The following is a 26,369-nucleotide window of genomic DNA, read 5'->3' on the forward strand; positions in this document are numbered from 1 at the left end:
CCCCCCCCAGATATCCTCAAGGGAACTTAGGGGAAGCTATGGCTGGCATAGCGGGTAGACCATAGAGAGGAGGGGCAGAGCCCTCCTCGCCTACGGGTCCCTTCCAGATATCCTCAAGGGAACTAGAAGGGACTCCTATAGAGTATCTTAGATAGGCACCCGGGAATTATGCTGGAGTGCAACCTAATTTCCGGGCCTCTAGCTGTCTGAGGTCGCTGGCCTTTCCAATGCCCTCAGCACATCGTCGAGATGCTGGGGCGCAAGGTGTGCATATCGGAGTGTTGTCTGGATTGCTTTGTGTCCCATCCACACCTTAACCCGCATGAGATCCACGCCCCGCTGAACAAGGCGAGAGGCGCAGGTATGTCGGAACGTGTGAACAACCGCGTTGCCGATGAAGGGGTGACGGGTGCGGAGACGGTCCCATTGAGACCTCAGCGTGCTCCGGTTTATCTCGGAGAACGGCCCGCCTTTCCGTCCGCGCTCAGCTCGGCGCCGCTCAACCGCCTCCCTTGCCCTCTGGGTGAGCGGCACGCTTCGGCTATTCCCAGCCTTGGTTTCCCAGAACGTGACGGTGCGGTTTCCTCTGGCAACGTCCACCCATTCAAGCTTGAGCGCTTCACCAAGGCGGGCTCCGGTGTCGGAGAGGAAAACGAACAGGTCCCGCGTCTCCCGCTCACCCCACGCATCGAGAGTCGCGAGGATGTCCGCCTCTTCGTCTTCGGTGAACCAGCGGATGCGGCCCTCGCCTTCCTTCTGCCTCGGGAGGTCGGGAAGCTTGTCGATCAACGAGAGCTTTAATGCCGTCTTAGCGAGGCAGGAAATTGCTGCGAGGTGGCGGTTGACTGTGCTGCCCGACCGCTCCAGATCGCGCAAGAACTCGACATACTCATGGACTTGGCTCGTTTCGAGCGCCTCCGCCGGGGATAATTCGGGACCGACCCAGCGAGCGAACGAATTTGCGAGCTTCAGCATCGCCCCGCTTTTCTGGGAGGCCCATCGGACGGCATTCACGCGGCGGACGAGTATTATGATTGTCGAGATGCCGGTCGCAACTGCAACCTCCTTTGGTGCCATGGGTAGCGGATGCCCTCGACGCACCGCCTCCCGCGCCTGTTCTTCCCACGCCTCAGCCGCCTCCTGAGTAGCAAAGCCGAATTGCCTGATACGCTGGCCACGGCTCATGAAGTCAGCCGACCAGAATTGTCCCTTCTGCCTGACAGGCATCCCTCCCCTCCTACCGGTAAAGATCGCGAAGGATGGGATCCGGTATCAGCCGGACAGTGGCGATCCCGGCACGGGCAATGGCGGGAGGGGCAGGCCAGACGACGGCCTCCATGCCCTCTCGTCGGCACGCTTCGACAGCCTCTGCTTCCATCTCAACGAGGGACTGCATGAGCGTATCGAGAAGGCAGCACAGCGATGCGGGTGAGACCAGAGCTAGCCAATGGCCTACGCTGTACCAGCCCTGAGGGGGAGCCGCGTCGAATGGCACGAGGTCACGAAGGTGCCAGCCGTCCCACGTCACAAGGTCGTCCGGGATGTCCTCGAAGCGGCAACCATAGGGATGCCGTGGCGCTGGAATTAATGGAACGGGGATGCGTTGATGCGTCATCGCACAGCTCTCGGGTTTGGTAATGATCTCCGAACCCGAGATGAAACGCTGGAGGACTCGCCGTCTACATCAGATTTTCGGGGTAGAATTCTGCCAAAAATCGTTCCACGACAGTGAGATATCCATGTCTGTCAACCTCTGACTATTGGACGGATTTTTGTCGTATCTGGCCAAACACATTGATGGCGACTTGCGGATGCTAGCCGCCCACTCTAGCAAACGACCTCTGCCACGAGTCATGGATATTGACAAATTGTCGCAGGCCTCTGCCCGCACAGGCCCGGCTCGTCACCGTCCTGCGCTGCGCCGCACCGCTCCCGAATGATGTCGATCCATCTAAGTTGGAGAGAGAGACGGGCGGTCGCATAGACGGCTCTGGGCGACTCGGGTCCTATTGATCGTTATTGCTCTCCGTTTCAGCTCGCAGGCTCACCATGCGCATCCAGCCACCCGTTCTTGAGATCGGTGACGAAGACGGCTTTAAACCTGAATGGGACATCTTTGGACGCGCTGCCTTCGGGCACGGCCTCACCAATCTCGTCCAGACGGTCGAGGACCCGCTTGTCATTCTCCTCGACTCGCCTTGGGGATCGGGCAAATCCACCTTCCTCAAGATGTGGGCTGGCGAGTTGAGGAAGGCGGGGCATCCGGTAATCTACTTTGACGCATTTGCTCACGACCATATCGACAATGCATTCCTCGCAATCGCAGGTGAGGTAATTGGCCTAGCGAAAGCGAAGAAGGACCTTGAAAAATCGACGATATCTCGGTTCGTGGACAAGGCCGCGAAGACCGGCCGCATTCTGCTACGGAGCACCATTAAAGTCGGAGTAAAGGCGGCAACGCTGGGCGCAATAGACGCCACCGACCTTGAGGAAGAACTCAAAGACATCTCCGGGGATATAGCCAAGGCAACATCGGAGCATGCGGACGACTACGTGCGCAACCTCCTGCTCCGTCAATCTGAAGAGAAGGAAACGTTAGATAGCTTCCGAGATGCTTTGGGTGAGTTGGCGGCAGATATGGCGTCCGACACTGGTGGTGAGGTCGACGCTCAAGGGCGGCGCCCTCTAATCTTCATCCTTGACGAATTGGATAGATGCAAGCCGCCGTTTGCACTAGACTTACTTGAAACCATCAAGCATCTCTTCTCAGTGGCCAATGTCCACTTTTTGCTCTCTGCACATCTCTCACAGCTGGAAGCCTCGGCTCGGTACAGCTATGGCTCTCAAATAGATGCAAGGCTTTATCTCCAAAAATTCTATAATTTTTCTATTTCTTTCCCCAACGAACATGAAGAGCTGAGAAAAACAACTAGGTCCATATACATCAAGCACCTCTCTAAACAATTCGGACCACTATCTCAAAGAGACAACGAAATTGAACATATGATCGAGGTGCTAGATCTAGTTGCAGAGGCTCGACAAATGCCTCTTCGAACTATTGAACGGATCGCAACCATTTTAACGTTTTCAATGGCAATGACGCCGAAAGGAAACTTGAGAATACCTCCTATCATTATTGGTTTGGCTGTAATGAAGGTCTGCGATCCCGAGCTGTTCTCTAGAGCGAAATCGGGAGCACTAGCCCTCTCCGACATAGAAAATGTATTTGAATTCCAAGGATGGAGCCCGGATAAGGAAAGTGAAGCCGAAACAATAAGACAATGGTGGATGTTCTGTTGTGAGGAAAAGCTTCCTGATGATATCGGAGTCGACTGGCAATATTTTGCAAGAGCATATTTCCGTTACAGCTATGGGAGTCGGACCCGACTTGTGCCCTTGCTAGCCAGAACAGTCGTTGAGCGGCTATCGAATTAAGGTGCGCTCAATGAACAGGCCCCTCAGATTTGAGGAGCCATCGAGACCGTAGACCAGCGCGTCGATGTCCCGGAGAACATGGTCGTGCCGCTTCCTGAAGACGTCGGCCACGTCACGGCTGTTGGCGTAGACCGAGCCATCCTTCGAGTAGACCCGAGGGGCGCGGGGGTGGTTGTGGTGAGGGCTCGGGTCATCAGCCCACCATCACCTTCACGAACGCCGGGTCCTGCCGGAGGCTCCGCAGCTGGACAACGGCCTCCTCGCCAAAAGCCACGAGGAGAGCATCCGCGACCGTCCCGGAGATCATGCCGGCATTAGCGGCGCGGTTGGTGATAAGGCGTACGATCACCGCCGACGCCAGCAACCCGCCCATAAAGGTCGGATCGACAGTGGCGTCGAGGTGCCCGTTACCGTCCGATACGACGGTGGCGAACTCGCTATCGTGTAGAATGTCAGGCATTCAGCTCGTGCTCCGCATAGAGGCGCAACGCCCGGAACTCGGGGCGCTCGCCATGGATGGTGTCGGAGACGCAAGGTTGATTAGGTGTGATGCACTGGCCCAAGTTTCTCTAGGGAGCGTTCGCCCCACACCTCAAACAGTGGTTGCATCGCGCACCTGCCTGCCACACCATGATGCCGGAATGTGGCGTTGGGGGTTTGCAATGGCGTTGCTGATCAATATTGGAATGCTGATTGTCGGCGCCTTCCAAATCCTCGCGTTTATCGAAGGCGTCCACATCTGGCTTGGCTGGGGTACTTGGGCGGGAGTTGGGCTATTCGTCGTGGCCTACGTGTTCCAGCCATTTGGAAGCCTCTTGACCATACCGCTTGTTTACTACGGCGCACGGCATGGATGGGATTGGGCGTGGTGGCAGGCGGCGATCTTTGCCGCACCCGCGCTTATCCTGTCTCTCATCGGGCTGGCGATCTCCGGCGGCGTCGCCATTCTCGCACGTCGATCGTATTAAGTCGTGAAGGTGGTTCGATGACGGGAAGCAAAATCGGCACAAAATTGAAGGCATTTTGCGCGAACTGCAAAGGCGAGCGTAATTGTGAGATTAAAGGGTACCACTACGTAAGCGAAGAGAATGAACATATTAGCTGGTGGACTAGCTGGTACCTCCTTGTGTGTTGTGGCTGCGACCATGTTTTTGCTCAATCTGTATCGAGTGACAGCGAGTCACATTACCCTGTTGGATATGACAGGGATGGAAATACAATATATGAGAATGATACGGTAATAAAAAGCTGGCCTGCGCGATTTAAACGAAATAGGCCTGAATGGGTAAACACTATCCATAGCGACATCAGTCATGAACGCGGCAATGATTTGGCCTCATGTATCTTTCAAGTTTACGAGGCTCTCGACCATGACTTGAACATACTTGCCGCAATTGGCATTCGAACTACCTTCGACATTGCAGCTGAGATATTGGGAGTCGATCCTGAGAAGCCATTCAATGAGAAATTGAAGAGCATGGGGGAAAGCGGCCACCTGTCACCTACTCAGCGCGACGATTTCGAAGTCCTGATAAACGCGGGGAGTGCATCGGCCCACAGGGGCTGGAACCCAAAATTCGACGATCTCGACCCACTAGTGCATACGCTCGAAAATTTCATCAACGACAAGTTCGTCATTCCCGGCCAGAGAAAGAAGACAGCAGAAGGTGTCGCCAAAATGCGCGACAAAGTCCCGGTTCGCCAACGACAGGCTAAAAAGGCCGGTAAGCCTGATAGTTCGAATGGGGATGATGGGGTCGAAGGCGGTACCACAGCAGCAATCTAGCAAGCCGTCGAGTTCGATTAAGAGGTCGCAGTCATCCGCCTTGGGCTGGGCTTCGATCAGCTTGGTCTCGGCGATACGACGCCCCTCGGCCTCGACCATCCCCACCTCGATGGCATCCGCCCAAGCTCGGGCAGCGGCAACGCGATCAGAGAAGTCGGGAAGCTGCGGGCGGGCTGGGACAAGAGCACCGTGGCGGTACGCCGAGAACACTCGGATCACCTCAGCGCGAACCTGCTTGGCCGATCATTTAACCGTCGTGAAACTTAGCTCTCGCTCTCTAGAGGCTCAGGCCATTCGTCCCGTACCGTCATGAGTCCTTGCTCAATTCGGAGATGGCAGAATTGATCGCGGGTTTTGAAACGAACATCCACCACCCCATTTTTTACGAAGTACCCTACTTGAACGTTGAGTGGGCCGTCTTCGTGAATGCCGTAGGCATTGATGAGTGCGATGTTGTCCGGCGTGAAGAACGACCAGAATTCGCGGAGCCGAGCGGCGAGCTTCGAGTAACCGCCGTCTGCGGCCCGGAGTAGCTCTACCGCCGTATCAAGCTCCCGGTCGGGGTTCTCTAGGATAAAGTCCAAGGCTTGTTGATCGGTGAAAGAGGAGCCCACGTAGCCTAGAAATCGCCGGATACTCGCTAGCTCCTTTTCGGGAGCCCAATCCTTCGCGAGTGCGATCTGCCCTGTCATCAGACCGAGTATGGTTTCCTGCGTTTCGACCCCTGTTCGACGACCAAACCCGGCCGGCCCCACATAGTCGCTTTCTACATCGGGGTTCTCACCACCGAGGACATGGCTCACAACAAGGTGCCCGCCGTAGTTCGCTTTCGCGGCCCGCAACTGACTGTGCACCTTCGGAACCTCAAGGCGAAACTGCCGATAGATCGCACCAGCGATCTTGGCAGCCGCCTCAAGCTGCGCCACCGCTGCCAACTTCGCAGCCATCAAGGGCAGGTGTTCGAGCAGGTAGCTCTCCCGGAAATCCCGGTCCCGCTTCGCCTTGAATTCTTTTGCTGCCTTGGTCCCAGCGTCGTGGCCCGCGCAGCAATTTCCGATAGCGGCACAGACCATCATGCTGGGGAACCATGCGAGGTCGCCCCTGAGATATTTGTCGTGCTGATGGCAGCGGGGACAAAACGCCAACTTTCCGTCCACTCGCCTCTTACGCTCGATCTCGAAGCGCTTGAGGACGACAAACTCCTCATCTCGGTGGATCTTGCCGAGGTACAATCCGGGAAACGTCTCGGGTGTGCCGGTCGCCCGCACGTGGTCAAGGAACTCAGAGCTGAAAAGTTCTGTAGGACGGCTCGTAAACGTCCTGAAGGGAGGCACTTCGTTCTGCACGCTCTTCAACGCGGACGACGCCTGTTTGGCCATCTGATACCTCGCGAGAACAAACCCAGAAGACTCATTTTGTTCTAGTACGCCACGCTCCTACCGGCGGTTGCTGTGAACGACTCACCGCCACAACCGAAATATAGCGCAAAATTTGAAATATGACGTAACGTCGCCACCATATTTCGTGGCTGTATCCCCGCCCCGCACAACCAATAGGAGGATTGCGGGGACAGCCGGCCGGTTGGTGTTGCGCGAAGGGTTGAACCAAGAGGGAACAGGGGGCGTCACCGAGGCGCCGGCGGCAACCTCACAGCCTCAACACACCTTCTGGCCTGCTCCATCAACGGCCCCGCTGAGTACCTTCCCAGCGTCATCCCGGTCCGCTTATGCCCCACCACGGCAGCGATGATGTGCTCAGGCTGGTCCGCACGTTCGGCCATGGTGATGAACCAGCGCCGGAACGAGTGAAAGTTGGTCAGCGCCCTGCGCTTGCCGGGCGCCCTCGCATCCACCTTCACCTCGCGCCGGTAGGCCGTGAAGGCGTTCGACGCCTTGAACGACCGCTCCCGAAGTGTTGTCGAACTGCGGGGGGCCGGCCATTCGGGGAAAAGGTCATCCTCCGCCTTGCGGCCTTTGCTTCGCCGCTCGACGATCTCCACCAACGCGGGATGGATCGGCACCGCGCGTGAACTGCGTTCCTTTTTCTGCGGCTTGAAGACGAACACCCCATCCTCGCAGTCCCCGACGCGAAGGCAGACGATAGCATCCAGCCGAGCCCCGGTGAGTGCGGCGATCCGCATGAGGTCGTGCATCTCCTGCGAAGGCTGCCCGTACAGGAGCTTCTTCATCTCCTCCTCGGTGAAGGCCCGCTCCTCCTCATCGTGCGCCGCTGGCGGGGCGGCAAGCGTCACTCCGCGCCACACATCCGCCTCGACGTGTTCCCGATGCGCCATCCATTGCCAGTAACGGGACAGGCGACGGAGATACTTGTTCAGAGTAACGGGGCTGAGGCTGCCCGCGACACTGCCGATATCGTCGGCAAAGCGAACGGCAACCTTGCGGGTGATGGCCTGAATGGTGGGCGGGACACCGTCCTTCCCGCACCACGCCTCCAGATATCTGATGGCCCGGACATCATCCCCGACCGTGCGAGGCTTGACGTGCAACTGCGCCAGATAGGCGTCGTGATGGGTCACGATAGGCGTGGCCTGTCCTCGCGCCAAGGCGACGTAGGTGGTGGCCCGAGCTTCCTTTGCCGAGTCGTGGATCAAGAGGGGTTCGCCGGTTTCCTCATCGACCACGGATGCCGGAGGGCCGGCTATCTCCTCCGCCCGGCTGACGATCATATCGTCGAGAATGGCGCGGTCTACGTCGTCAGCCTTCATGAAGTGGCGGGCGATCTCCAGCGCCTCCCGAACGGTCGGGTCCTTCACCGTGCCTCCACGGGCAGCGGCGATTTCGGCCCGTAATTCCGCGACCACGCTCCATTTGAGCCGGTTGGCTACGGCAAGGCTGTCGGTGCGAAGGGGGCGCTTCAAGCGGGTCCCTAGCTTCGACTGGAGGTCACGAGGGACGGCTATCGTCACCCGCCACTGACCGTTCTTCTGTTCCAGATGGCGGCGATCTAGGGAGGATGGGCGGGCCATGGAGTTAACTACGTACCCCGTTGCGTACCCCAAATGCGTACCCCACAACCCTCCAGAAGTCCATGATCCCTTATAGGAATTGGACTTGTCGTCCATGGATCGGAGCCTCCGCCTGGCTCCACCAAATTCTCCTGTAAATTAGTGTGTTGACGCGGAAGCCGATGTGCTGCTGCCCATCTCGGCGGCGCGCGTGGGTCGGCCGGAAGCACCGCGCCGCAAAGCACGGTGAATCCCGCTAGCTTCACCTCTGCGCACCCCTCTGGATAACACGCGGCCAGAAATCCTCGCCGTCGCGTTTCGAGGCCGGCTTTCCACGAATCGCTTGGCCGTCACCGTTGCCATGCCGGTAGTCGCGGTGTCGGCTTCGCCTGGTTCACGGCAGCAGGACGGTCGATAGAAGCGCAAATTCGGATGCTGGGGCCCAGATCGCCGGCGAGGTCGGCGAATTATCCTGCGGCGACCGCTGACGTCCGTGCTGCAAGGTCCAGCTCGCAGGCCGCCAGAACGCCATGAACGCGTCCGGGTTCAAACCGTATAGTGGCGTGTCAGCTCGAGGCTTGCAGATCATCGACCGCAAGAGCGGCCTCGCTTGGGCTAATCGCCTGGCAGCGTTCGCAGCCACGCCACAATGGATGACACATCGTCCGACGTCAGCTGCGCATAGGCTTTGGCCTGCATCGGGGCAGCCAGCTTTCGCCCGCCAGGGGCGATCCCCTCGACGAGGGCCCGACGTATGTCGTCATCGCTCCACCCCGACAGCCCGCGCGGCGTGATATCGGGTGCGACGACCACGCCCCAAGGCCCTTCGAAACTCTGCCCGCCACGCCCCGTTCCCACAGTGAGATCGGGTTCGCCGTGGGCGTCAGGCGAGGAATGGCAACTCAGGCATCGGGCGAGCGTGGCGAGATACCATCCTTGTTCCGCCCGGCTACCCGGTGGGATGGCAGCGGCAACTCCAGGCACCCGCGCCGCAGCGGTCGGCGGCACCGCATACACTGGCGCAGCTGTGGCGTTGGATGCCGGGGCCAAAGTCCGCAGGTAAGCGACGACGGCATTGCGATCGGCGTCGGTCATTACGGCGTAGAATGGGTAGGGCATTGCCGTCGACATTTGATGGCCGTCCGGCCGCAGACCGTGGGTGATGGCGCGACCGATCTGTTCGTCACTCCATGAACCGATGCCGGTCTCTGGATCGGGCGTGAGGTTCGGGCCCTGCACCTTGTAAGCCGCCGTCTCTATCATACGCCCACCCGCGAAAGGCTTGTTTCCAGGCCCAGGCGCGGTGTGGCACCGCCCGCAGATCGCCACAGCATTGACGAGATAGGCACCGCGCGCGACGGCAACGTCATCCGCACGGATAATTGTCGGTGCCAACGCCATCGCCGCGACGACAGCGACGCCCAAGGCCCTCATTCCACCCTCCCCCGATCTTGGTTTATGGGTTCAGCATATCTCCGCGCACGCCTGGCTCCCAGCGACGGGGCATGACGGCAAGGCTGCGCGGACCGGCGCCGACCGGGATTCGCGCAGTGACGCGGTCTTTGCCGACATCGATGATCAACACGCTGTCCTCGGCCCAGGCGACAGCGGCGGCTCGCCCTGGCCCGAACGCGACGACCCCTTCGAGATAGGAGCCGAGCTTCGGCCGCCCCAGAATGGCGTGCGTGGCGGCATCGACGATGGCAAGCGTACCGCTCTGCTGGTTAGTGACCAGAATGCGCGAGCCATCGGATGTGGTTGCCACGCCATAGGGCATCAGGCCGACCTTGAACCGATCGATTTCCTTCAGCGGGCCGGTATCGATCACCGACAGGTCCCCACTCTGGACATTGGCGACATAGAGCCGGTCACCGGCCGGCGACAGGGCAAGCGCAAAGGGAGCTTTGCCGGTCGGTATGGCGGCCTTCCGGGTCATCCTGGCGAGATCGACGGCACTCACCTGATGGCTTTCGCGGTCCGCGACATAGGCGTACCCAGCGACCATATCGACCACCAGCCCCGCCGGTGAACGGCCGACGGCGACACGGCCGGTTTCATGGCCATGCCGGGCATCGACCCGGATCAACGCATCGTCGCTCCAGTCGCTGACCAAAAGGCTGCGTCCATCCTCGATGACCGCAATGCCAAAGGGCTCCTGCCCCACATGGAAGCGTGCCTCCACCTCCCGGCTGGCGACGTCGAGGCGGGAAACGAGGCCCAGATCGGGATGGGTGATATACAGCCTCCGCCCGTCGGGCGTGACGGCGAGACCCGCGGGAACGCCGGGCACCGCGATCTCAGCCACCTTCGCTGCCGCCCCAGCATCAATCAACGTCACCGCCGCCGCCTGTTGCGATACAACGGCGATCAGTGGATCAGCCAGGGTATCGGTGACCGGCAGCACACCAAGGGCAAGACCCAGCGCGGCCGCCCGCCGCGGCGCCGCGATCGAGATGACGCTCATTGCCCACCAGCCTTGCTCCTGAGCCCCTCCAGTCCTTGCTTGATGAAATCCGTCATCGCAGCGATGGCCGCGGCATCGTCGCGCCCCTCGGGTGGTTCGTTGGTCGTATCGGCACGGTAGAAGCGTGCGTCCCACACCACCTCGCTGCCGCCGCCTGACGGTTTCACTTCAATGGCGGCCGTATAGAAGCTGACCGGAAATGCCTCGGCATTCTCCTTGCCGAGACGGTAGGAGAGCCGTCGTTCCGCCGGATCGATCTCGTCCAATCCCTCGGTGATCTCACCCTTCTCCAACGTAAGGACCCGCTCGGCGCCGGCCGCATTGCCGCCCGTGGCACTCACCTTCTTCACCAGCGGATGCCAGTCGCCGATCGCGCCGAAGGAAGCGAGGAGCGCCCATACCTTGTCCGGCGACGCGGCGATGGTCACGCGTTCTTCGGCGCGCTGCGGCGTCGGGCCATGGGCGGCGAGCGGCGCCAGGCCAGCGAGGACGAGGGCGACGGCGAGCATCATTCTGCGGAGCATGTCGGTTTCCTTCAGCGGACGGAAAGCTGGTTCGGCCGGCGACCTGCAAGGGCGCCGAGCGCGAACAGCGTGGTCAGGGCGAGCAGCGCGAGGGCGGCGGGAATGCCGGACACGTCGATACGCACCTCGACGAGATGGGCGCGCGTATCGGCCTCCACCGCAGCAGACAGCGCGGCAGGATCGCGCAGCGCCGCAAAGCCGAGCCCGGTTTGCGCCGCAAGGCGCCACAACCCATCCTCGCGCATGGCGCTCAGATGCTCGGTGCCGGTTGCCGGCTCGCCGCCCCACGGGGCATTGCGTGGATTCCAGCCTGCGCGCGAGGGAGCATCTTGCGGCGGTGGTCCCTCTCGGTTCTCCTGCGGCACGTCCTGCTCGGCGTAGAAGCCGATTTCCCGGCCATCCTCATTGTATTTCGGGATCGGCGAGGGCTCGGTTGCGCCGACGCCGACCAGCAGTCCGGCGACCTTGCCCGGCTCACCCTCGAAGGGCGGGAGGGCGCCGCCGGCAAGCGGCGGTGCCTCCTGACCATCGGTAAGAAAAACCAGATCGGCGTTCAGATTTTCGGCAATGGCGAGTGCCGAGTGCACGCCGCGCGCGACATAGCTGTCGCCATCCCACGCCATGCGCCAATCGAGCGCGTCGATGCTGCCGTCAATGGCGGCGAAGTTTTCACAGACCTCGGCCGGCTCGAACAGAAGGAAGCTGCGCCGTTCGGTGAAGATGCCAAGCCCGAGGCGCGACCGGCACGGCAGATCCGCCAGCAGGCTGCGGGCAGCGCGCTTCGCCGTGGCGAGCCGCGAGACCGGTTCGCCACGCTCCAGATAGTCGCGCACATTCATGCTGCCGGTGACATCGATCACCACGAGCAGGTCTCGCGCCTGCCGAGTGAGCGTCAGCCGGGGCATCACCAGCGCCACCACCAGCGACAGCAGGGCGAGGGCAAGCAGCCAGAACCGCCCGTCACGGATGAGGCGTGCGCGCATCATGGCAGCCCCCGTGGCACGCCCGGCAGATCGGTCCACAGGCGCTTGGCCGCTTCGGGCGGAATCTCCTCGCCCGAGCTCTCGATCTGCGGGAAATCGCGCACCAGCCGCATGGCGACGTCGAGATTGTACTTCGCATCCCAGAAGCCGGGATCGAGCGTCAGGGCCCTCCGATAGCCCTCCTTGGCGAGCCGGACCAGCGGCACCGCCGGATCGACGTCGTTGCTTTCCAGATGGCTGATGGCGACCCGCAGCCGTCCGTTGGCGAGATCGTACAAGGCATGCGCCACGATACGCGGCGTCCCCGTCGCGGCGAGGCGGTTCATGAGCGGCTGCGCCTCGTCGAAGCGGTCGCGGGTCGTGAGGAATATCAGCCGCGCGAACAGAAGCTCGGGGCGTGCCTCCGCGGCGACAGGGATATCGTGGCCGATGGCCAGTGCGGCGATGTCGGCGTTCGCGGCGCGATCGAGGATAAGACGGGCCGTGAAAATGCCGCCGGCACAGAGGCTTGCGGCCATCAGGACAGAGCTGGCGACAAGGATCAACCGGTCGCGTCCGATGCGCAGCCTCATGCCGCTCTCCGCAGCACGTCAGCTTGGCGGGTCGCGACCGCCATGGGTGCCGCCCGGACGAGAGTCCGCTCGGCCAGTTTCGCGAGCAGCAGCAGGGCGGTCGCGGCGGCCGCCATCGCGAAGGCCGGCCGTGCGAGATCGCGCCGGGGCACCCGCTCGACATAGGTGATCGGTCGGGTTTCCTGCCGGTCGATCTCGGCGATGGCCTGCCCGACCGCCTGCGGGCTGGTCGCCTCGAAGGCCCGGTACGGCACGCCAAGACTTTGAAAGAACAGATGAAGATGCCGTTCAGGATTGGCCTGCGGCGTGTTCTCGCCGGGCGGCGGCTCCTCGAAGATACCCTTGGCACCGCGCGAACGCAGGAACAGCCAGTACAGATGCACCGGCGTGCGCGCCATCGCGTCGCGCAACGTCTCCTGCACCTTGCGGTCGATCAGTGCGGCGCCGTCGGAGACCAGGAGGATGGCGCGGGACGCCTCGTCTTGGTCGTCGGCGAAGGAGGACAGCGCCAGCGCCAGCCCGCGCCCGACATCGGTGAAGGCCAGGCCCGGCCGGTCGATGGCGGCAATGGCGGCGCGCACCACCTCGTGATGGTCGGTCAGCGGCAGCACCGGCATGGGCGAGGTCGAGAAGGCCGCCACCCCGATGCGGTCGCGCGTGCGGCGGGCAACGAAATCGTCCAGAAGTCGTTTGGCGACAACGGATTTCGCCTCCTGGTCGCCACTGGGTGCGCGGTCGGCGAAGCTGTTGTCCATGCTGGAGGAACGGTCGAGCAGCAGCACGAGATGCGCGCCCGTTCCCTGCCGGGCGATCACCTGCTCGCGCCGGTGCAGGCCGGCGAGGCCGAGCACGATGGCGACCATAGCGAGGCTCCCGGCGAGGTGCAGGCCAACGCGGATCGCGCGGGAAAGAGCGTCCGCCGGCGCGAGGGAGACGGAAGGAATACCTTGTCGAATCAATGGCGTAGCGACGAGTGGCAGGGCGGCGAGAACGAGGAGGCCGAGCAGTAGGGGATGGTCGACGCCCCAGTTGCCCGTCAGGCTCTCCCACGCTCCCGCCGCCCGGCTCATGCGCCGCCCCGTTCGATGGCACGCAACCGGCGCGCGAGGGCGATGAGCCCGGCGGGAGGAAATTCGCGAGCAATTTCAAGGGGATTCTCGCCGAAGAACAGGTGGCGCGAGGCGGCGAACAGGCGCCGCACCTCGGCCTCGGCGGCGGTGAAGGCGGGATGGGCGCGGAAGAAATCCGGCAGATCCTCGGCGAACACGCCCTTGCCGGCGGTCGCGTCGAAGGCGCGATGCAGGGCGAGCAGGGCCGCGCGCTGGCCCGGCGCCGAGGCCGGTGCGGTGGACGATGCGGCCGATCTGGCCGATGCGGCCAGCGCGACGCGGACTTCGCGCGCGGCGCGGGCGAAGGGACGGTCGCGGCGCCGGCCGAACGGGCCCCACCCCATCTGCCAGGCGAGCAGCCCGAGGCCGGCCACGAGGCCGCCGAGCGCGGCGAGGAGGCCCCGCTGCGTGCTCGCGGTCGCGACCGGGCGCGGGGCGATATCGGGGCGCAGCGCCATGGGGGTGCTTTCCCCGGTCGCGACGATCTCCCGCAACGGCGACATGAGGAAGGACCAGGGCGGGACGGCGATCGCCACCTGCCGCGTGCCATCGGTGGCGGTGAGCGGCACGGCGGGGATGGTAAGCCGCTTCGGCTCCAGCGGCGCGTAGAAGGTCTGATAGGTAAGATCGAGCGTGTAGCGCTGCACGCCGTCGCTTGCGCCGCCATTGGTCAGCCGGACATTGGCGAGTTCCAGCCAGTAGTCGAGCGCACGGGGGCGCGGCAGCGAGGCCGGGTCGAGCCGGAACGGTGCATCGAGAACGATCTCGGCCGAGAGCGCCAGCGTGTCGCCGATGACATGGCCGAAAGGCCGGGGGGCGTAGAGCTCCACCGAACGCAGCTGCGCGCCGACCGGCGGGGCGGCGAGGAGCAGCGCGGCCATCGGCAGCAGGCGGGCGAGGCAAGGGACCAGGCGTCGAGCGCTCCTCCCCATTCAGCCCTCCATCAGCCGGCGGGCCAGGGCCTCGGTGTCGAGTGGATCGGCAAGCGCCAGCGGGCGCAGGCCGCGCTCGGCGAACAGTTTTTCGCGGGCCTGCCGGCGGGCGCGGGCCTCCCGGCGCCAGCGCGTGCGCAAGGTGGGGCGCATGAAGACGAGGCGGACGGCGCCGGTTTCGAGATCGGCGACCTCGATCAGCCCCCAGCGCGGCAGCGCGGCTTCCAACCGGCCGTCCTCCACCACGACCGGCACCACATCGTGCCGCCACAGCGCATCGAGGAGACGGGCGATCTCCGGCGCCGGCATGAGGAAATCGGAGATGAGGAACACCAGCGCGCGGCGTGCCGGCAGGCGCTCCGCCGCCTCGATCAACCCTTCAACCGCCTGCCCGCCCGTGGGGCGGACACCCGCGAGCCGGCGGCGCACTTCCTCCTCCTGCCCCCGGCGGCGCGCGAAGGGCAGGCAGGCGTCCTCTCGCAGATGCGCATCGGCGCCGAACAGCGCGAAGGGGTCGCCGGCCCGCTGCGCCGAGAGGGCGAGGAGCGCGCAGAGATCGGCGACGCTGCCGGCGACCACCTCGCCAAAGCGCATCGAGCCCGACAAATCCACCAGCGCCGCCACCGGCACCGCCCGCCTCGGCGCAAACTGCCGGACATGCAACTCGCCGAACGGATCGCGCAGCGAGGCTCGCAGATCGAGCCGGCGCGGGTCGGGATGGCGCAGCAGCGAGACGTGGCGGCGGAACTCGCCCTCCGTCCCCTCGCCATGGCCGGGATGCGCGCCGGGCAGCACACCCTGCGGACGCCAGCGCAGACGATAGGGCAATGGCAGAAGCCGCGCTTCCCCGGCTGTCCCGCTCATGGTGCGGGCACTCGTGCGAAGATGCCGGCGATGAGATCACCGACCAGCCGCTCGCGGCGCATCTCATAGATCGGATCGACAAAGATCCGATGCGCCATCACCTCCGGGAAGACTGCCCGGATATCCTCCGGCACGACCATCTCGCGCCCTTCGAGCCAGGCCCGCACCCGGGCCGCCCGCACCAGATAGCTGAGGCCGCGCGGGCTGGCGCCACCCTGGATGAAACGCTCGGGATCGACCCCTTCGACGACGACGCCATGTTCATGCGGCGCACGCACCGCGCTCCACAGCGCCAGGACATAGGCTTGCAGCGTCGGACTGGCCTGCACGCCGAACTGGATGACGCGGGCCACCGTCTCGATCGCCTCGGGATCGAGCAGGCCGGCCTCGACATCCATCAGCAGCCGCTCGACATCGTGGAAGCGCGGATCGAAGACGAGACGCCGCCGCGCCTCCTCGTCCGCCGGCATGCCCACCTGCACCTCCATCAGGAAGCGGTCGCGGGCGGCGGCGGGCAGCTCGAAGGTCTCCTCGCGCTCCACCCGGTTGCGGTCGGCGAAGACCTGCACATGCGGAAAGCGGTACTCCCGGTTGAAGGCGGACACCGAGCGCTCCGCCATCAGCCGCAGCAGCAGCGAATGCACCTGCGGCCGGGCGCGGTTGATCTCGTTGAAGAAGAAGACGGAAAGCGCCTCGCCCTGTTTCAGCAGCGGGCCGGGGTCGATGCGCGGCTTGCCGTCCTCGCCGAGATGGGCGTGGTAGACGAGGTCGGTCGGCATGAGGTCGATGGTGCCTTCGATCCGCTCGAAAGAGCCGCCGATGGCGCGGGCCATGGCACGCAGCACGGTGGTCTTGCCGACGCCGACATCGCCTTCGAGCAGAACATGCCCGCGCGCGAAAGTGGCGATGGTCAACAGGCGAATGACCCGCTCCTGACCGAGCACCACCTTGCCGATCTCCGTCTCGAAACGGAGCGCGCGTTCGCGCCAATCCGACAGGATGGAGTCGGTTTCGTGTGCCAGGCGCATGTCCGAAACCCTTTTTCGCGGCGGGCGGTCGACGGCCGATCCCGCCAGCCCGCGGCACGGCGGGATGGCGAAGAGGACACGACCGACGCCCGCGAGGCTCGCGCGACGCCGGCCGTGCCAGTTGCCCACAACCGACAAGTGCCGGAGGAACGCGGACGGGAAGGAGATAGGCTTCCGCCCACACGTGGGTTCTCGAAGGGCCGTCGCCCGGAAGGGAGCTAGTTCGCGCTCGGGATCTTGCTGACGTCGTAGACGAATTTCCCGGTCTTCTTGAAATACTCGACGCGCTGGGCGTTGCGGGCCTCCATCCCCTTGATGGATTCGGCCTGCTTGTTGACTTCCTTGGGATCGTGCTTGGGATCGTATTTCGATCCCGCGACCTTCTCGGGATAGCCGGGCTTGGGCTCCCAGCAATTGCCCGGCGCCTTGCAATTGGTGCCGTCATAGGCGGCCGCCCCGACCACCATGGCGAGGCCGAACGCGCCGGCGCCGGCCAGGAGGACGCTGTATTTCACGCTGCGGTCGATGAAGTTCATGTCAGTCTCCTCTTGGTTTCCACCCTTTAGTCGCCGGCGGGTTCAGCCCGCCGGTCCGCCGCACTTCGGAGGCATCGCATCGGACGGCTCGATGTGCTTGGCGTTGGCGTCGAAGGGTTTGAAGCTGGCGCGCTGCTCGGCGGTGAGCCAGGTCGCTCCCTGCGGATCGTCCTTGTAGACATGGCGGACCCAGGCCATGACGAGCAGCATCTCGTTCATGTTGAGCGCGCCGTACATCGGGCCCATCTGGCCCTGCGCGCCGCCGAAGATGGTCTCGAACAGGCCCTGGTCGGTCTCGTTCTTCGGGTAGGTCCAGTAGCTGTCGTTCAGCCCCGGCCCGATCTTGCCCTCGGCATAGTGGCCGTGGCAGCCCGAGCACATGGACAGGAACAGCTCGTGCCCCTTGGGCAGGCAGACCGGATCCTCGTTGTAGATGTTGGTGCCGGTCTCGAGGAACTTCAGCACCGCCTGGGTGTCGCGGCCTTCCTCCGGCGCCTCGGAGAGCTCCAGCGGCTGGCCGGTGACGGTGTTGGTGAGCATGATGGCCGCGCGCGAGCCGAGCGCGAGGGCGCCAAGGGCGAGAAGCACGGCGGCCGTCCGGATGAGAAGTTTCTTTTTCATCGAACCTTTTCGCAGAAGCGCGTCGCGGGGCGACCGCCGGCCGGGGGCGGCCGCCGGTGCGTGAGAGCGAGGTCAGGTATTGGGATCGAGCAGCGGAATGCCCTCATCGGTGAGGATCCGCTCGATCTGCGGCTTGGCCTTCTCCAGCGCGGCGTTGATCTCGCCGAGCAGGGCCGCGTCAGTCTTCCGCACCCCGATCGACTGGTCGTAATGCATGGGGATCGGCGTGTCGTTCGGCCGGTCGATGTCGGTGGAGATCACCGTCATCCGCAGCGGCGTCGCCGAGCCCTTCACATAGCGCGCGACCTCCGGGGCGAAGGCGATGGCGACATCGGCCTCGCCGCCGGCGACCTCGGTGACGAGCCGGTCGCCGGGCACCTGGGTCCACTGGTTGCGGCGCGAGACGAAATTGACCAGCGAATACATGTAGGCGGCGTTGTCCTCGAAGCGGCCGATGCGCTTCAGCATGGTCTCGGCCGGCGAGTAGAACCGCACCGCGAAGCGGGTCTGGTCCTTGATCTGCTGGTCCTGCCAGTCGCTGGCGGTGATGTTGCGGTCCGCCCTGGTCACCAGCACGTAGCTGGTGCGGTAATAGGGGCGGGAGGTGAGCACCCGCTCGTCGCCGGCATCGACGCCCATCACGACGTCGCAGTTGTTCTTGTCGAGCTGGTCGCGCACCAGATAGATGCCCGGCTTGTCGTTGCGCACGAAGACCGGCTTGCGGCCCATGGCCTGCGCCAGCGCCACGGCGATCCTGTCCTCGAAGCCGGTCGATTCCTTGTTGGAGAACGGCGCCTCGACAGTGGAGGCGCAGATGCGCAGTTCGTCCCTGGCCGGCGCGGCGGCGGCATCGGACGGCACGGTCGCCGCGCCGGCGGCGGTCGCGAGCAAGGTGGCGAGGCCCGCCGACACGGCGAGGCGGCCGAGAAGCGAAGAGGTGGATCTGGCATGTGTCGACATGGGGGTCCTCCATGCGGCTGGACGGATGGACGTCATCGCGGGAAGGCGGCCGCCCGGGCGCGGTGAGCGCGGCGGGCGGCCGATGCGGGCGTCAGTTGCTGGCGCGGATGATCTCGGTCGAGTACTCGCCGACCTTCGGGTCGTCATAGGGACCCTTGCCGTCGAGCGAGAACACCATCACGCCGCCGCCCATCTGGGTGTAGTGCTGCAGCTGCTTGAAGGCGCCCACCGAACCGAGGCCGGCGGTCGGGTCGTTGAGGTCGAAGACGAGGCCCACCCCCGGCCAGCCGCCGACGCCGTAATAGATGGCGACGTATTGCGTGCCGTTATGGGTGTAGGTCATCGGGTGGCCGATGACGCCGGAGGGCAGCTTGAACTTCCAGAGCAGTTCGCCGGTGTCGCTGTCGCGGGCCTTGATGAAGCCGTCCAGCGTTCCGTAGAACACCACCCCGCCGGCGGTGGCGAGCGTGCCGCCCCAGGCGGCGAAGCGCTCCATCACTTCCCACTTGTACTTGTTGTTGATCGAGTCGTAGGCCTTCACCTGGCCGAGACCCTCATATTTCTGCCGGTCGCCCTTGGGGCCGGGATACATGTTCAGCGTCGCGCCGACGAAGAACTGGCCGGCACGGTAGGGCAGCATGAAGGGCTCCCAATCCATGCAGATATGGTTGATGCCCATGAAGAACGACTTGCGCTGCGGGTCGTAGCTGTCATGGCCCTGGTTATGGTAGCCCATGGCCGAGGGACAGATGTCGCGGCCCTTGTGATCCATGCGGGTGGCATATTCCGGGTCGCGCTGCGGCAGGCCGGTCTTGAGGTCGACCTGCTTCACCCAGTTGACGGTATCGTCGATCTTGTCGGCGGAGATCAGGTCGCCATTCTCGCGGTCGAGCGTGTAGACGATGCCGTTGCGATCGGGGTGGGTGAGCAGCTTGCGCGGCTTGCCGGACTTGTCGGTCTGCTCGGAGAGCATCATGACGTTGACGCCGGCATAGTCCCATTCGTCATGCGGGGTCTTCTGGTAGCCGAACTTGGCCATGCCGGTGTCGGCGTCGCGGCCCCAGATGGTCATGGTCCACTTGTTGTCGCCCGGACGCATGGTCTCGTTCCACGGCGCCGGGTTGCCCGAGCCGTAATAGAAGAGGTTGGTGCCGGGGTCGTAGGCGTACCAGCCCCAATTGGTGCCGCCGCCGATCTTCCACGCCTCGCCTTCCCAGGTCGCCTGTCCGAGGCCCTTCTGCCCGTAATGCGGGTTGGCGCTGTTGAAGTCGTCGCCGAGACGCACGTCGGCGTCGGGACCGGTGGCGTAGGCGCGCCATTTCTGCTCGCCGGAGGCGATGTCATAGGCGGTGACGTAGCCGCGCACGCCGAGCTCGGCGCCCGAGGAGCCGATCAGCACGGTGTCCTTCACCACATAGGGGGCGATGGTCAGCGTCGAGCCGACCTTGATATCGGAGTTCTCCAGCTTCCAGTATTCCTCGCCGGTCCTGGCGTTGAGGGCGACGACATGGCCGTCGAGCTGGGTCTTGATGATCAGCGGGCCGACCGTGCCGTTGCCCGGCCAATAGGCGAGGCCGCGATTGACCACGTCGCAGCACGCCACCGCGCGGGCGGTGGGGTTCTGCTTCGGCTTGTGCTGCCACAGGATCTTGCCGGGCTCGTCGAGCGACACGGCGAAGGTGGTGTTGGGGAACGGGGCGTGGATGTACATCACGCCGTCGACCACCAGCGGCGTGCCCTCATGGCCCGACAGCACGCCGGTGGAGAACGACCAGGCGGCCTTGAGGTTCTTCACGTTCTCCTTGGTGACCTGGTTCGCCTCGCTGTAATTGTTGGCGCTGTAGTTCTTGCCGGTCATCGGCCAGTTGTCGGTGCTCTTCGACAGCTCGTCGAGCTTGTCGTTGGCAACCGCCGGCGCCAGGGCGGCGAGGCTGACCGTGGCCGCCAGCGCGGCGGCAACGGTGAGCGCTGACACGGAAGAGTGCAGTCGGCTCATTGATCGTCCCTCACGTTTCCATTCCCAGATCGTTCTGCATCCGCGCCGGTTCGTTCCGGCGCGCCGCGAACTCTTGCTTTCTTCACCGCCGCCTTCCGGCACCGGCGCTTCACTTCCAGATTGTGGAAATTGGTCGTTCTTCTTAGAAATTTCTGATTATTTGTGTCGACATGTGACAATTCTTCTCGCCACATCCCAATCATGTCTTTAGGTCATTTGGAAAAACCAATCGGGAACTAGTTCCCGAATACCAAGAGAATGCACCGGATCGAACCGGAAGCCTTGCCGCAACATGCGCAAAGTGATTAGATTTCATGATGTTGGCGGATGGATTCCTCATCCTCCACTCAGGGAAGATCGACGCGAACACCGGCACGACGGCCAAATGCCGTACAGACTATGATGAGATGTCGCACGTCTACATGCGATCATAAGAAGGTAATAAGTAGATATGGGAAGCGCTCTCCTTTCGCTCACGCGCGCGGTCGGCAGTGCCGGCCTCGCGCTGGTCCTCGCCGGATGCCCGGGCGAGCAGCCCTCCGAGACGCGGGAGCGCGTGGCGGCCCCGTCCGGCAATGCGACGGCGGCAAAGCAATGGCTGCAGCCGCTGGACGCGACGGAGCCGGGCGTCTGGCTGGCAAGCCGGGCGGCCGGTCACGACGTCGCGACGAACGATCCGGCGGTCGGCGACTGGAGGGCCCTTCTCGCCGACGCCGATTCGCGTTTCGGCGAGGACGACCGGATGATCGCCAACCGGGCGGTGCAGCTTGAGGGCATGCTGCGCGAGATCAATGTCACGCAGAGCGTGCGCACCCTCCTCGCCGATTTCACGCCTCTCGCCGGCAAGGGCTCGCGCAGCGGCTTCAGCGACCTCTGCCAGCACTATTACAATCTGCGCTCCCAGGGCCTGACGCGCGAAGCCGCGCTCGCGGCGCTGCGGCAACAGGCGCCGCCGACGCGGCCGCCCGCCGCCGAGGGCGACACCGGGAGGGCCCATCCATGAGCGCCTTCGTCGGCAAGCCGACATCCGGCGGCGGCGATTTCAGCTTCTGGCGACGGCGCTCGCTGCGCTGGCAGGTGATGGCGGCGGTGGTCGTCATCAATCTCTGCGCGGCGCTCGTCGCCTTCGTGGTGGTCATCCTCAACGCGCAGCGCGCCACCCGGCTGGAGATGCTCTCCTCCGTCGCCATCGCCGAGCGCCTCGTGCAGGAAACCGCCGAGCGGCTGGCGGAAACCGCCGGCGGCGGCGTGTCGCTGACGCAGCTGCCGCTGCACATCACCGGGCTGCGGCATGTGCGCATCCATATCGAGGACCCCACCGGCCGGATCCTCGCGGAGGCTCCCTCCTCGACCGCCGCACACGGCGAGGACGACGAAACCGGCGAGGTGCCGGGCTGGTTCACCGCTCTCGTCACCGTCGAGCCCGCCGGGAAGACGATACCCGTCGTCGAGAACGGTCGGACCATCGGCCTCGTGCGCATCAGCGGCGAAGCCTCCGACGAGATCGCCGAGGTCTGGCAGGACATGTCCGACCTCGCGCTGCTGGCCATGGTGGTGAACATCGTCATTCTCGCCGCGCTCCATCTGGTGCTCGGCCGGTTGCTGCAGCCGCTGCAGAGGCTGTCGGCCGGCCTGCACGAACTGGAGGAAGGCCACTTCGAGCATCGCCTGAAGCTGCCGCGCGTGCGCGAGCTGGCGCGGATCGTCGAGCGCTTCAATGCGCTCGGCACGGCGCTCAACATGGCGCGGCAGGACAATCTCCGGCTCAACGAGCGGCTGGTGCGCGTGCAGGACGACGAGCGGCGGCAGATCGCCGCCGACCTGCATGACGAACTCGGCCCCTGCCTGTTCGGCCTCAGGGCCAATCTCGAATCGATCGGCCGCCTTCTGGACCGGCTCGACGCCGAGCCCGCCGGCCGCATCGGCGAGCGCGTCGCCACCATGAGCGATATCCTCGACCGGGTGCAGGAAGGCAATCGCGGCCTGTTGCGGCGGATCCGGCCGATGGCGCTCGGCCATGTGCCGCTGTCGGCGGTGATCGCCGAACTGCTCGCCGATTTCGAGCGGCATGCGCCGGACCGGCGCTTCGACCTGTGGCTCGACAATGTGGCGGAGCACTATGCCGACAGCCTCGAGATCACCGTCTATCGCTGTGTGCAGGAGGCCGTCACCAATGCGCTGCGCCACGGGCAGGCCGGCCGGATCGCCGTCTCGCTGCGCGAGGAGGTGAATGGCGAACGCCTGAGCCTCGCCGTCGAGGATGACGGCCTCGGCCTGCAACCCGGCAGCACCCCCGGCTTCGGGCTGATCGGCATCGAGGAGCGCATCGGCGCGCTGGGCGGCAGCTGGCAGCTGGCGCCGGTCGCGCCGCGCGGCATGCGCCTCGAGATCGGATTGCCCATCCGCGCCGCGGACTCCCTTCCACCGAGACGAGAAAGAGCGACCGCCTCATGACCAGCGTCCTGGTGATCGACGACCATCCCATCGTGCTTCAGGGATGCCGCTGCCTTTTGCAGGACTGGGGGGTCGAGCGGGTGCTGGAAGCCAGCACCGTGTTGTCCGGCTACCGGCTGTTCCGCCGCGAGAAGCCGGACATGGTGATCATCGACCTCGCCCTGAACGGCAACGGCCTCAGCGGCCTCCTGCTGGTGCGCCGGCTGCGGGCGCAGGCGGACCGCCTGCCGATCCTCGTCCTGTCCATGCATGGCGACCCGGTGATCGCCAGCCGGGCGCTGGAAGCCGGCGCCGACGGCTATGTGCAGAAGGACACCTCGTCGGGCGCGCTTTACGAGGCGTTCGAGCGGGTACGGCGCGGCCAGCCCTATATCAGCCACGAGCTCGCCATGCAGGTCGCGCTGCTCGGCGCGCGCCGGGACACGCCGCTCGGCGACATCACCCAGCGCGAGTTGCAGATGCTGGCATTGCTGGCCGACGGGCGCGACTACACCCAGATCGCCGACGAACTCGGCGTCAGCTACAAGACGGTGGCCAACACCTGCTCGCAGCTCAAGGCGAAGCTGGGAGCCGCCTCCCTGCCGGAACTGGTCAGGCGCGCCATCCAGTATGTCTCGACCTCGCCGGCGAACGGGCGAACGGGGCGGCTCGTGTAGATCGCCTTCCGATCTTTCCGGTGATGCGCATTGTCGCCATTCGTCATGGAGGCCCCATGGAACTCATCATGTCCATCTGCCTGCTGGCATCTCCCGATGCCTGCAAAGTCGAGACGCTCAGCCTGTCCGGGGAAAAGCCGTCCCAATGCATCATGGAAGCCCCTGCCATCATCGCCGAATGGGTCGAAACCCATCCGAAATGGAAGGTGGTGAAATGGCGCTGCGGCGTTCAGGACAACGGCGAGGACATCTAAATATTCAGCGCTCGATCCGGGTATCTACTGCGTCGCAAGCCGGCGAACCTTCCCAACGACTGCCGTGGCCATCGGCGGCGCCTCAGCGACCGGGCGGGCCTCCTTTGTCGCCCACCGTCCATCCCGCCGGAGCGAAATCACTTGCCCGGGACGGCATAAGGATCCGCCGCTCGTTTGTTGACGCGGGACCGCGCCCCACTAGAGTAACGCGGCAACGATCTCGACACGGCAGGAACAGCCAATTCGCGACAGTGGCCTGGCCGTGCCGCGAAGGCACGCGACGCCGCCGACAGCATGGGGAAATAAACCTTGGTCACGAAGGTCGCCACCCAGAACAACGCCATCGTCAATGGCACCGAGGACGAAGACCGGCTGTCTTCGGGCGGCTTCAACAACGTTACGTTGAACGGGCTCGGCGGGGATGACCACATCGACACCGATGGCGGAGCCGGTGCCGTGGTGAATGGCGGCGAGGGACGCGATTTCATCAGCGCGGCGGGCCCGAATGTGAACGGGATCGACGGCCCACAGTCGACCGGCGGAACCTTCAATGGCGATGATGGCGATGACGTCCTCTCGGCCATCGCCAGCACGGGCGGCACATTTAATGGCGGAAACGGCAACGATCACCTTAGTGCGGAGTCCTCCACCAGCGCCGTTCTGAATGGCGATGCAGGCGATGATATACTGAGCGGCCTACATGCCACGGCGGGCGCCATTACATTCAATGGCGGAGCCGGCTCCGACAGGCTTACCTTCGATCGCTATTATGAAGATTTCACCATCGTCAAGGATGGGGATGTCATTTTCCTAAATGCCTCGAATTATCAGGCGACGATAACCGGCATCGAATATTTCGTTTTCTATTCCCGTTGGGGAAGCAATACATTTACGATGGATACAATTGGGGATCCGCTACCGGAAACGCAGCCGGATGGAACGACCGTGGTTGAGGCCACGGAAAACGACTATATCGACGGATTGATGGCCTCCTATAAATGGGATGGGCCAGTGACGTTCAGCTTCGGGGACACAGCGGACAATCACCTTACGCGCGATCAGAGCGCGACCCTGGGAGCCATCTTTACGGGTTCCTATAAACAGGTTTCCGACGGGTCGATCCTCGCATCGCTCCAGCTCTATGGCAGCGTGGCGGCGCTGATCGCCACCGATGTCCGACGCGCGCCGCCAACACATGAGAACGAGTACGGCGAACCGATCTATTCGAATGATGGCGACATAAGGATCCAGAACGGCAGTAGCGTCGAGGGACCCTATGACGCCATGGGACCGGGCTATGGCGATGTGACCTTCAACGAGGCGCTGAACGGCACGGGTGACGACCTGCGCTATCCGAGCCTCGGCAACTACCAGCATCTGCTCTATCTGCAAGCCGTCGGTACGGCGCTGGGCCTGAAGGCGGCGAATTCGACCGGAGGCGTTGCCGATGTGGCGGTGCCGCTGGATCGGGACTCTCTCGAATATACGGTGATGAGCCAGCGCTCCTATACGGGCGGGCCGGCGGATGGCGATTACACGCTCGGGGAGTGGGACTTTCCGCAGACCTTCATGGCGCTCGACATCCAGGCGCTGCAGACGCTTTACGGCGCGGACTACACCACCAATGCCACGAATACCGTGTACAGGTGGGACGCGACCGGCGTGATGTATGTCAACGGGCGAAAGACGGTGATCCCCGGCGAGTATTTGGGTGATGATAATTGGGAAATCTACGAGAATGAAATCCACCCCGGCGCGAACAAGATCTTCCTGACGATCTGGGACGGCGGCGGCACGGACACCTACGATTTCTCGAACTACACCGAGGCGATGTCGATCGACCTGTCGCCCGGCGGCGCCAGCCTGTTCTCGCAGGCGCAACGGGCCTCGCTCGGCGGCGGCATGCTGGCCGGCGGCAATGTCTACAATGCCTATCTGCACAACAACAATCCGGCCTCGCTGATCGAGAACGCCCTCGGCGGCTCGGGTAATGACACGCTGCGCGGCAACATCGCCGACAATGTGCTGAACGGCGGCGCCGGTGCCGACACCATGACCGGCCTCGCCGGCAATGACCGCTATGTGGTCGACAATGCCGGCGACCGGGTGGTCGAAGCCGCGAATGAGGGCCTCGACCGGGTCATCGTGCGGATCGCCGATTACGTGCTGCCGGCGCATGTGGAGGAGGCGATCGCCGAGGAAGGCACGCTCGCCACCGATCTGGGGGGCA

The 26,369-nt window shown here is 63.9% G+C and carries 26 protein-coding genes; 8 read left to right on the forward strand and 18 right to left on the reverse strand.

Going from position 1 to position 26,369, the window contains the following annotated elements; genetic code table 11:
- Window positions 1–198: 198 nt before the first annotated feature.
- Window positions 199–1,227 (reverse strand): tyrosine-type recombinase/integrase, encoded by a 1,029-nt coding sequence (locus tag KHC19_RS16245; protein WP_213353409.1) that lies wholly within the window; start codon window positions 1,225–1,227, stop codon window positions 199–201.
- Window positions 1,228–2,049: 822 nt separating this feature from the next.
- Here KHC19_RS16245 and KHC19_RS16250 point away from each other — a divergent pair.
- Window positions 2,050–3,435 (forward strand): KAP family P-loop NTPase fold protein, encoded by a 1,386-nt coding sequence (locus KHC19_RS16250; protein ID WP_213353410.1) that lies wholly within the window; start codon window positions 2,050–2,052, stop codon window positions 3,433–3,435.
- Here the strand turns inward: KHC19_RS16250 and KHC19_RS26550 are convergent.
- Both KHC19_RS26550 and KHC19_RS16260 read right to left on the reverse strand, forming a co-directional pair.
- Window positions 3,424–3,546, reverse strand: coding sequence for a hypothetical protein (locus KHC19_RS26550; protein ID WP_465252703.1), 123 nt, complete (start codon window positions 3,544–3,546; stop codon window positions 3,424–3,426). The two genes, KHC19_RS16250 and KHC19_RS26550, sit on opposite strands and share 12 nt — an antisense overlap.
- A gap of 82 nt (window positions 3,547–3,628) precedes the next feature.
- Entirely contained in the window at window positions 3,629–3,895 is a 267-nt protein-coding gene (locus tag KHC19_RS16260; RefSeq protein WP_213353411.1) for a hypothetical protein, read from the reverse strand.
- A 202-nt stretch (window positions 3,896–4,097) separates the two neighbouring features.
- Here KHC19_RS16260 and KHC19_RS16265 point away from each other — a divergent pair, with 202 nt between their 5' ends.
- Window positions 4,098–4,403 (forward strand): hypothetical protein, encoded by a 306-nt coding sequence (locus KHC19_RS16265; RefSeq protein WP_213353412.1) that lies wholly within the window; start codon window positions 4,098–4,100, stop codon window positions 4,401–4,403.
- Between the two features lie 17 nt (window positions 4,404–4,420).
- Window positions 4,421–5,221 (forward strand): DUF4145 domain-containing protein, encoded by an 801-nt coding sequence (locus KHC19_RS16270; protein WP_213353413.1) that lies wholly within the window; start codon window positions 4,421–4,423, stop codon window positions 5,219–5,221.
- 263 nt (window positions 5,222–5,484) lie between these two features.
- Here the strand turns inward: KHC19_RS16270 and KHC19_RS16275 are convergent, their stop codons facing one another.
- From KHC19_RS16275 to KHC19_RS16345, 15 genes are all read right to left on the reverse strand, one after another.
- Window positions 5,485–6,600 (reverse strand): hypothetical protein, encoded by a 1,116-nt coding sequence (locus tag KHC19_RS16275; protein ID WP_213353414.1) that lies wholly within the window; start codon window positions 6,598–6,600, stop codon window positions 5,485–5,487.
- A 245-nt stretch (window positions 6,601–6,845) separates the two neighbouring features.
- Window positions 6,846–8,207, reverse strand: a complete 1,362-nt coding sequence (locus KHC19_RS16280; RefSeq protein ID WP_213353457.1) for a DUF6538 domain-containing protein — start codon at window positions 8,205–8,207, stop codon at window positions 6,846–6,848.
- Between the two features lie 594 nt (window positions 8,208–8,801).
- Entirely contained in the window at window positions 8,802–9,611 is an 810-nt protein-coding gene (locus tag KHC19_RS16285; protein WP_213353415.1) for a c-type cytochrome, read from the reverse strand.
- A 31-nt stretch (window positions 9,612–9,642) separates the two neighbouring features.
- Complete coding sequence (locus KHC19_RS16290) at window positions 9,643–10,650, reverse strand: YncE family protein (RefSeq protein ID WP_213353416.1); 1,008 nt, start codon at window positions 10,648–10,650, stop codon at window positions 9,643–9,645.
- Window positions 10,647–11,174 carry an SRPBCC family protein gene (locus KHC19_RS16295; protein WP_213353417.1) on the reverse strand — a complete coding sequence of 176 codons (528 nt, stop codon included), beginning with the start codon at window positions 11,172–11,174 and terminating at the stop codon, window positions 10,647–10,649. The genes KHC19_RS16290 and KHC19_RS16295 overlap by 4 nt, the downstream gene beginning before the upstream one ends.
- Window positions 11,175–11,185: 11 nt before the next feature.
- A complete protein-coding gene (locus KHC19_RS16300; protein ID WP_213353418.1) occupies window positions 11,186–12,160 on the reverse strand; it encodes a vWA domain-containing protein in 975 nt (324 codons plus the stop codon).
- Window positions 12,157–12,729: a hypothetical protein gene (locus tag KHC19_RS16305; protein ID WP_213353419.1), complete on the reverse strand. Its 573-nt coding sequence runs from the start codon at window positions 12,727–12,729 to the stop codon at window positions 12,157–12,159. Before KHC19_RS16305 ends, KHC19_RS16300 begins: the two co-directional genes overlap by 4 nt.
- Window positions 12,726–13,799: a vWA domain-containing protein gene (locus tag KHC19_RS16310; protein ID WP_213353420.1), complete on the reverse strand. Its 1,074-nt coding sequence runs from the start codon at window positions 13,797–13,799 to the stop codon at window positions 12,726–12,728. The genes KHC19_RS16305 and KHC19_RS16310 overlap by 4 nt, the downstream gene beginning before the upstream one ends.
- Window positions 13,796–14,770 carry a nonribosomal peptide synthetase MxaA gene (locus KHC19_RS16315; RefSeq protein ID WP_213353421.1) on the reverse strand — a complete coding sequence of 325 codons (975 nt, stop codon included), beginning with the start codon at window positions 14,768–14,770 and terminating at the stop codon, window positions 13,796–13,798. The genes KHC19_RS16310 and KHC19_RS16315 overlap by 4 nt, the downstream gene beginning before the upstream one ends.
- Window positions 14,771–15,634, reverse strand: coding sequence for a DUF58 domain-containing protein (locus KHC19_RS16320; protein ID WP_213353422.1), 864 nt, complete (start codon window positions 15,632–15,634; stop codon window positions 14,771–14,773).
- Window positions 15,631–16,662 carry an AAA family ATPase gene (locus KHC19_RS16325; RefSeq protein ID WP_213353423.1) on the reverse strand — a complete coding sequence of 344 codons (1,032 nt, stop codon included), beginning with the start codon at window positions 16,660–16,662 and terminating at the stop codon, window positions 15,631–15,633. Before KHC19_RS16325 ends, KHC19_RS16320 begins: the two co-directional genes overlap by 4 nt.
- Before the next feature lie 218 nt (window positions 16,663–16,880).
- The gene (locus KHC19_RS16330; RefSeq protein ID WP_213353424.1) at window positions 16,881–17,198 is read right to left on the reverse strand and encodes a methanol dehydrogenase [cytochrome c] subunit; all 318 of its coding nucleotides are present in this window, start codon (window positions 17,196–17,198) and stop codon (window positions 16,881–16,883) included.
- Window positions 17,199–17,240: 42 nt separating this feature from the next.
- On the reverse strand, window positions 17,241–17,819 hold the full coding sequence (gene moxG / locus KHC19_RS16335; RefSeq protein WP_213353425.1) for a cytochrome c(L), periplasmic: 579 nt from the start codon (window positions 17,817–17,819) through the stop codon (window positions 17,241–17,243).
- A gap of 72 nt (window positions 17,820–17,891) precedes the next feature.
- Window positions 17,892–18,779, reverse strand: a complete 888-nt coding sequence (gene moxJ / locus KHC19_RS16340; protein ID WP_213353426.1) for a methanol oxidation system protein MoxJ — start codon at window positions 18,777–18,779, stop codon at window positions 17,892–17,894.
- Between the two features lie 91 nt (window positions 18,780–18,870).
- A complete protein-coding gene (locus KHC19_RS16345; RefSeq protein WP_213353427.1) occupies window positions 18,871–20,775 on the reverse strand; it encodes a methanol/ethanol family PQQ-dependent dehydrogenase in 1,905 nt (634 codons plus the stop codon).
- A gap of 451 nt (window positions 20,776–21,226) precedes the next feature.
- Between KHC19_RS16345 and KHC19_RS16350 the strand changes: the two genes are divergently transcribed.
- The 5 genes from KHC19_RS16350 to KHC19_RS16370 all read left to right on the forward strand — a co-directional run.
- Window positions 21,227–21,778: a hypothetical protein gene (locus tag KHC19_RS16350; RefSeq protein WP_246548961.1), complete on the forward strand. Its 552-nt coding sequence runs from the start codon at window positions 21,227–21,229 to the stop codon at window positions 21,776–21,778.
- On the forward strand, window positions 21,775–23,229 hold the full coding sequence (locus KHC19_RS16355; RefSeq protein WP_213353428.1) for an ATP-binding protein: 1,455 nt from the start codon (window positions 21,775–21,777) through the stop codon (window positions 23,227–23,229). Before KHC19_RS16350 ends, KHC19_RS16355 begins: the two co-directional genes overlap by 4 nt.
- Entirely contained in the window at window positions 23,226–23,885 is a 660-nt protein-coding gene (locus KHC19_RS16360) for a response regulator (RefSeq protein ID WP_213353429.1), read from the forward strand. Before KHC19_RS16355 ends, KHC19_RS16360 begins: the two co-directional genes overlap by 4 nt.
- Before the next feature lie 56 nt (window positions 23,886–23,941).
- On the forward strand, window positions 23,942–24,139 hold the full coding sequence (locus KHC19_RS16365; protein WP_213353430.1) for a hypothetical protein: 198 nt from the start codon (window positions 23,942–23,944) through the stop codon (window positions 24,137–24,139).
- Between the two features lie 309 nt (window positions 24,140–24,448).
- Window positions 24,449–26,369: M10 family metallopeptidase C-terminal domain-containing protein (locus KHC19_RS16370; protein WP_246548963.1), on the forward strand; the 1,921-nt coding region annotated here is incomplete at its 3' end.

The sequence above is a fragment of the Ancylobacter oerskovii genome, from assembly GCF_018390555.1.
In the GTDB taxonomy this organism is placed as follows: domain Bacteria; phylum Pseudomonadota; class Alphaproteobacteria; order Rhizobiales; family Xanthobacteraceae; genus Ancylobacter; species Ancylobacter oerskovii.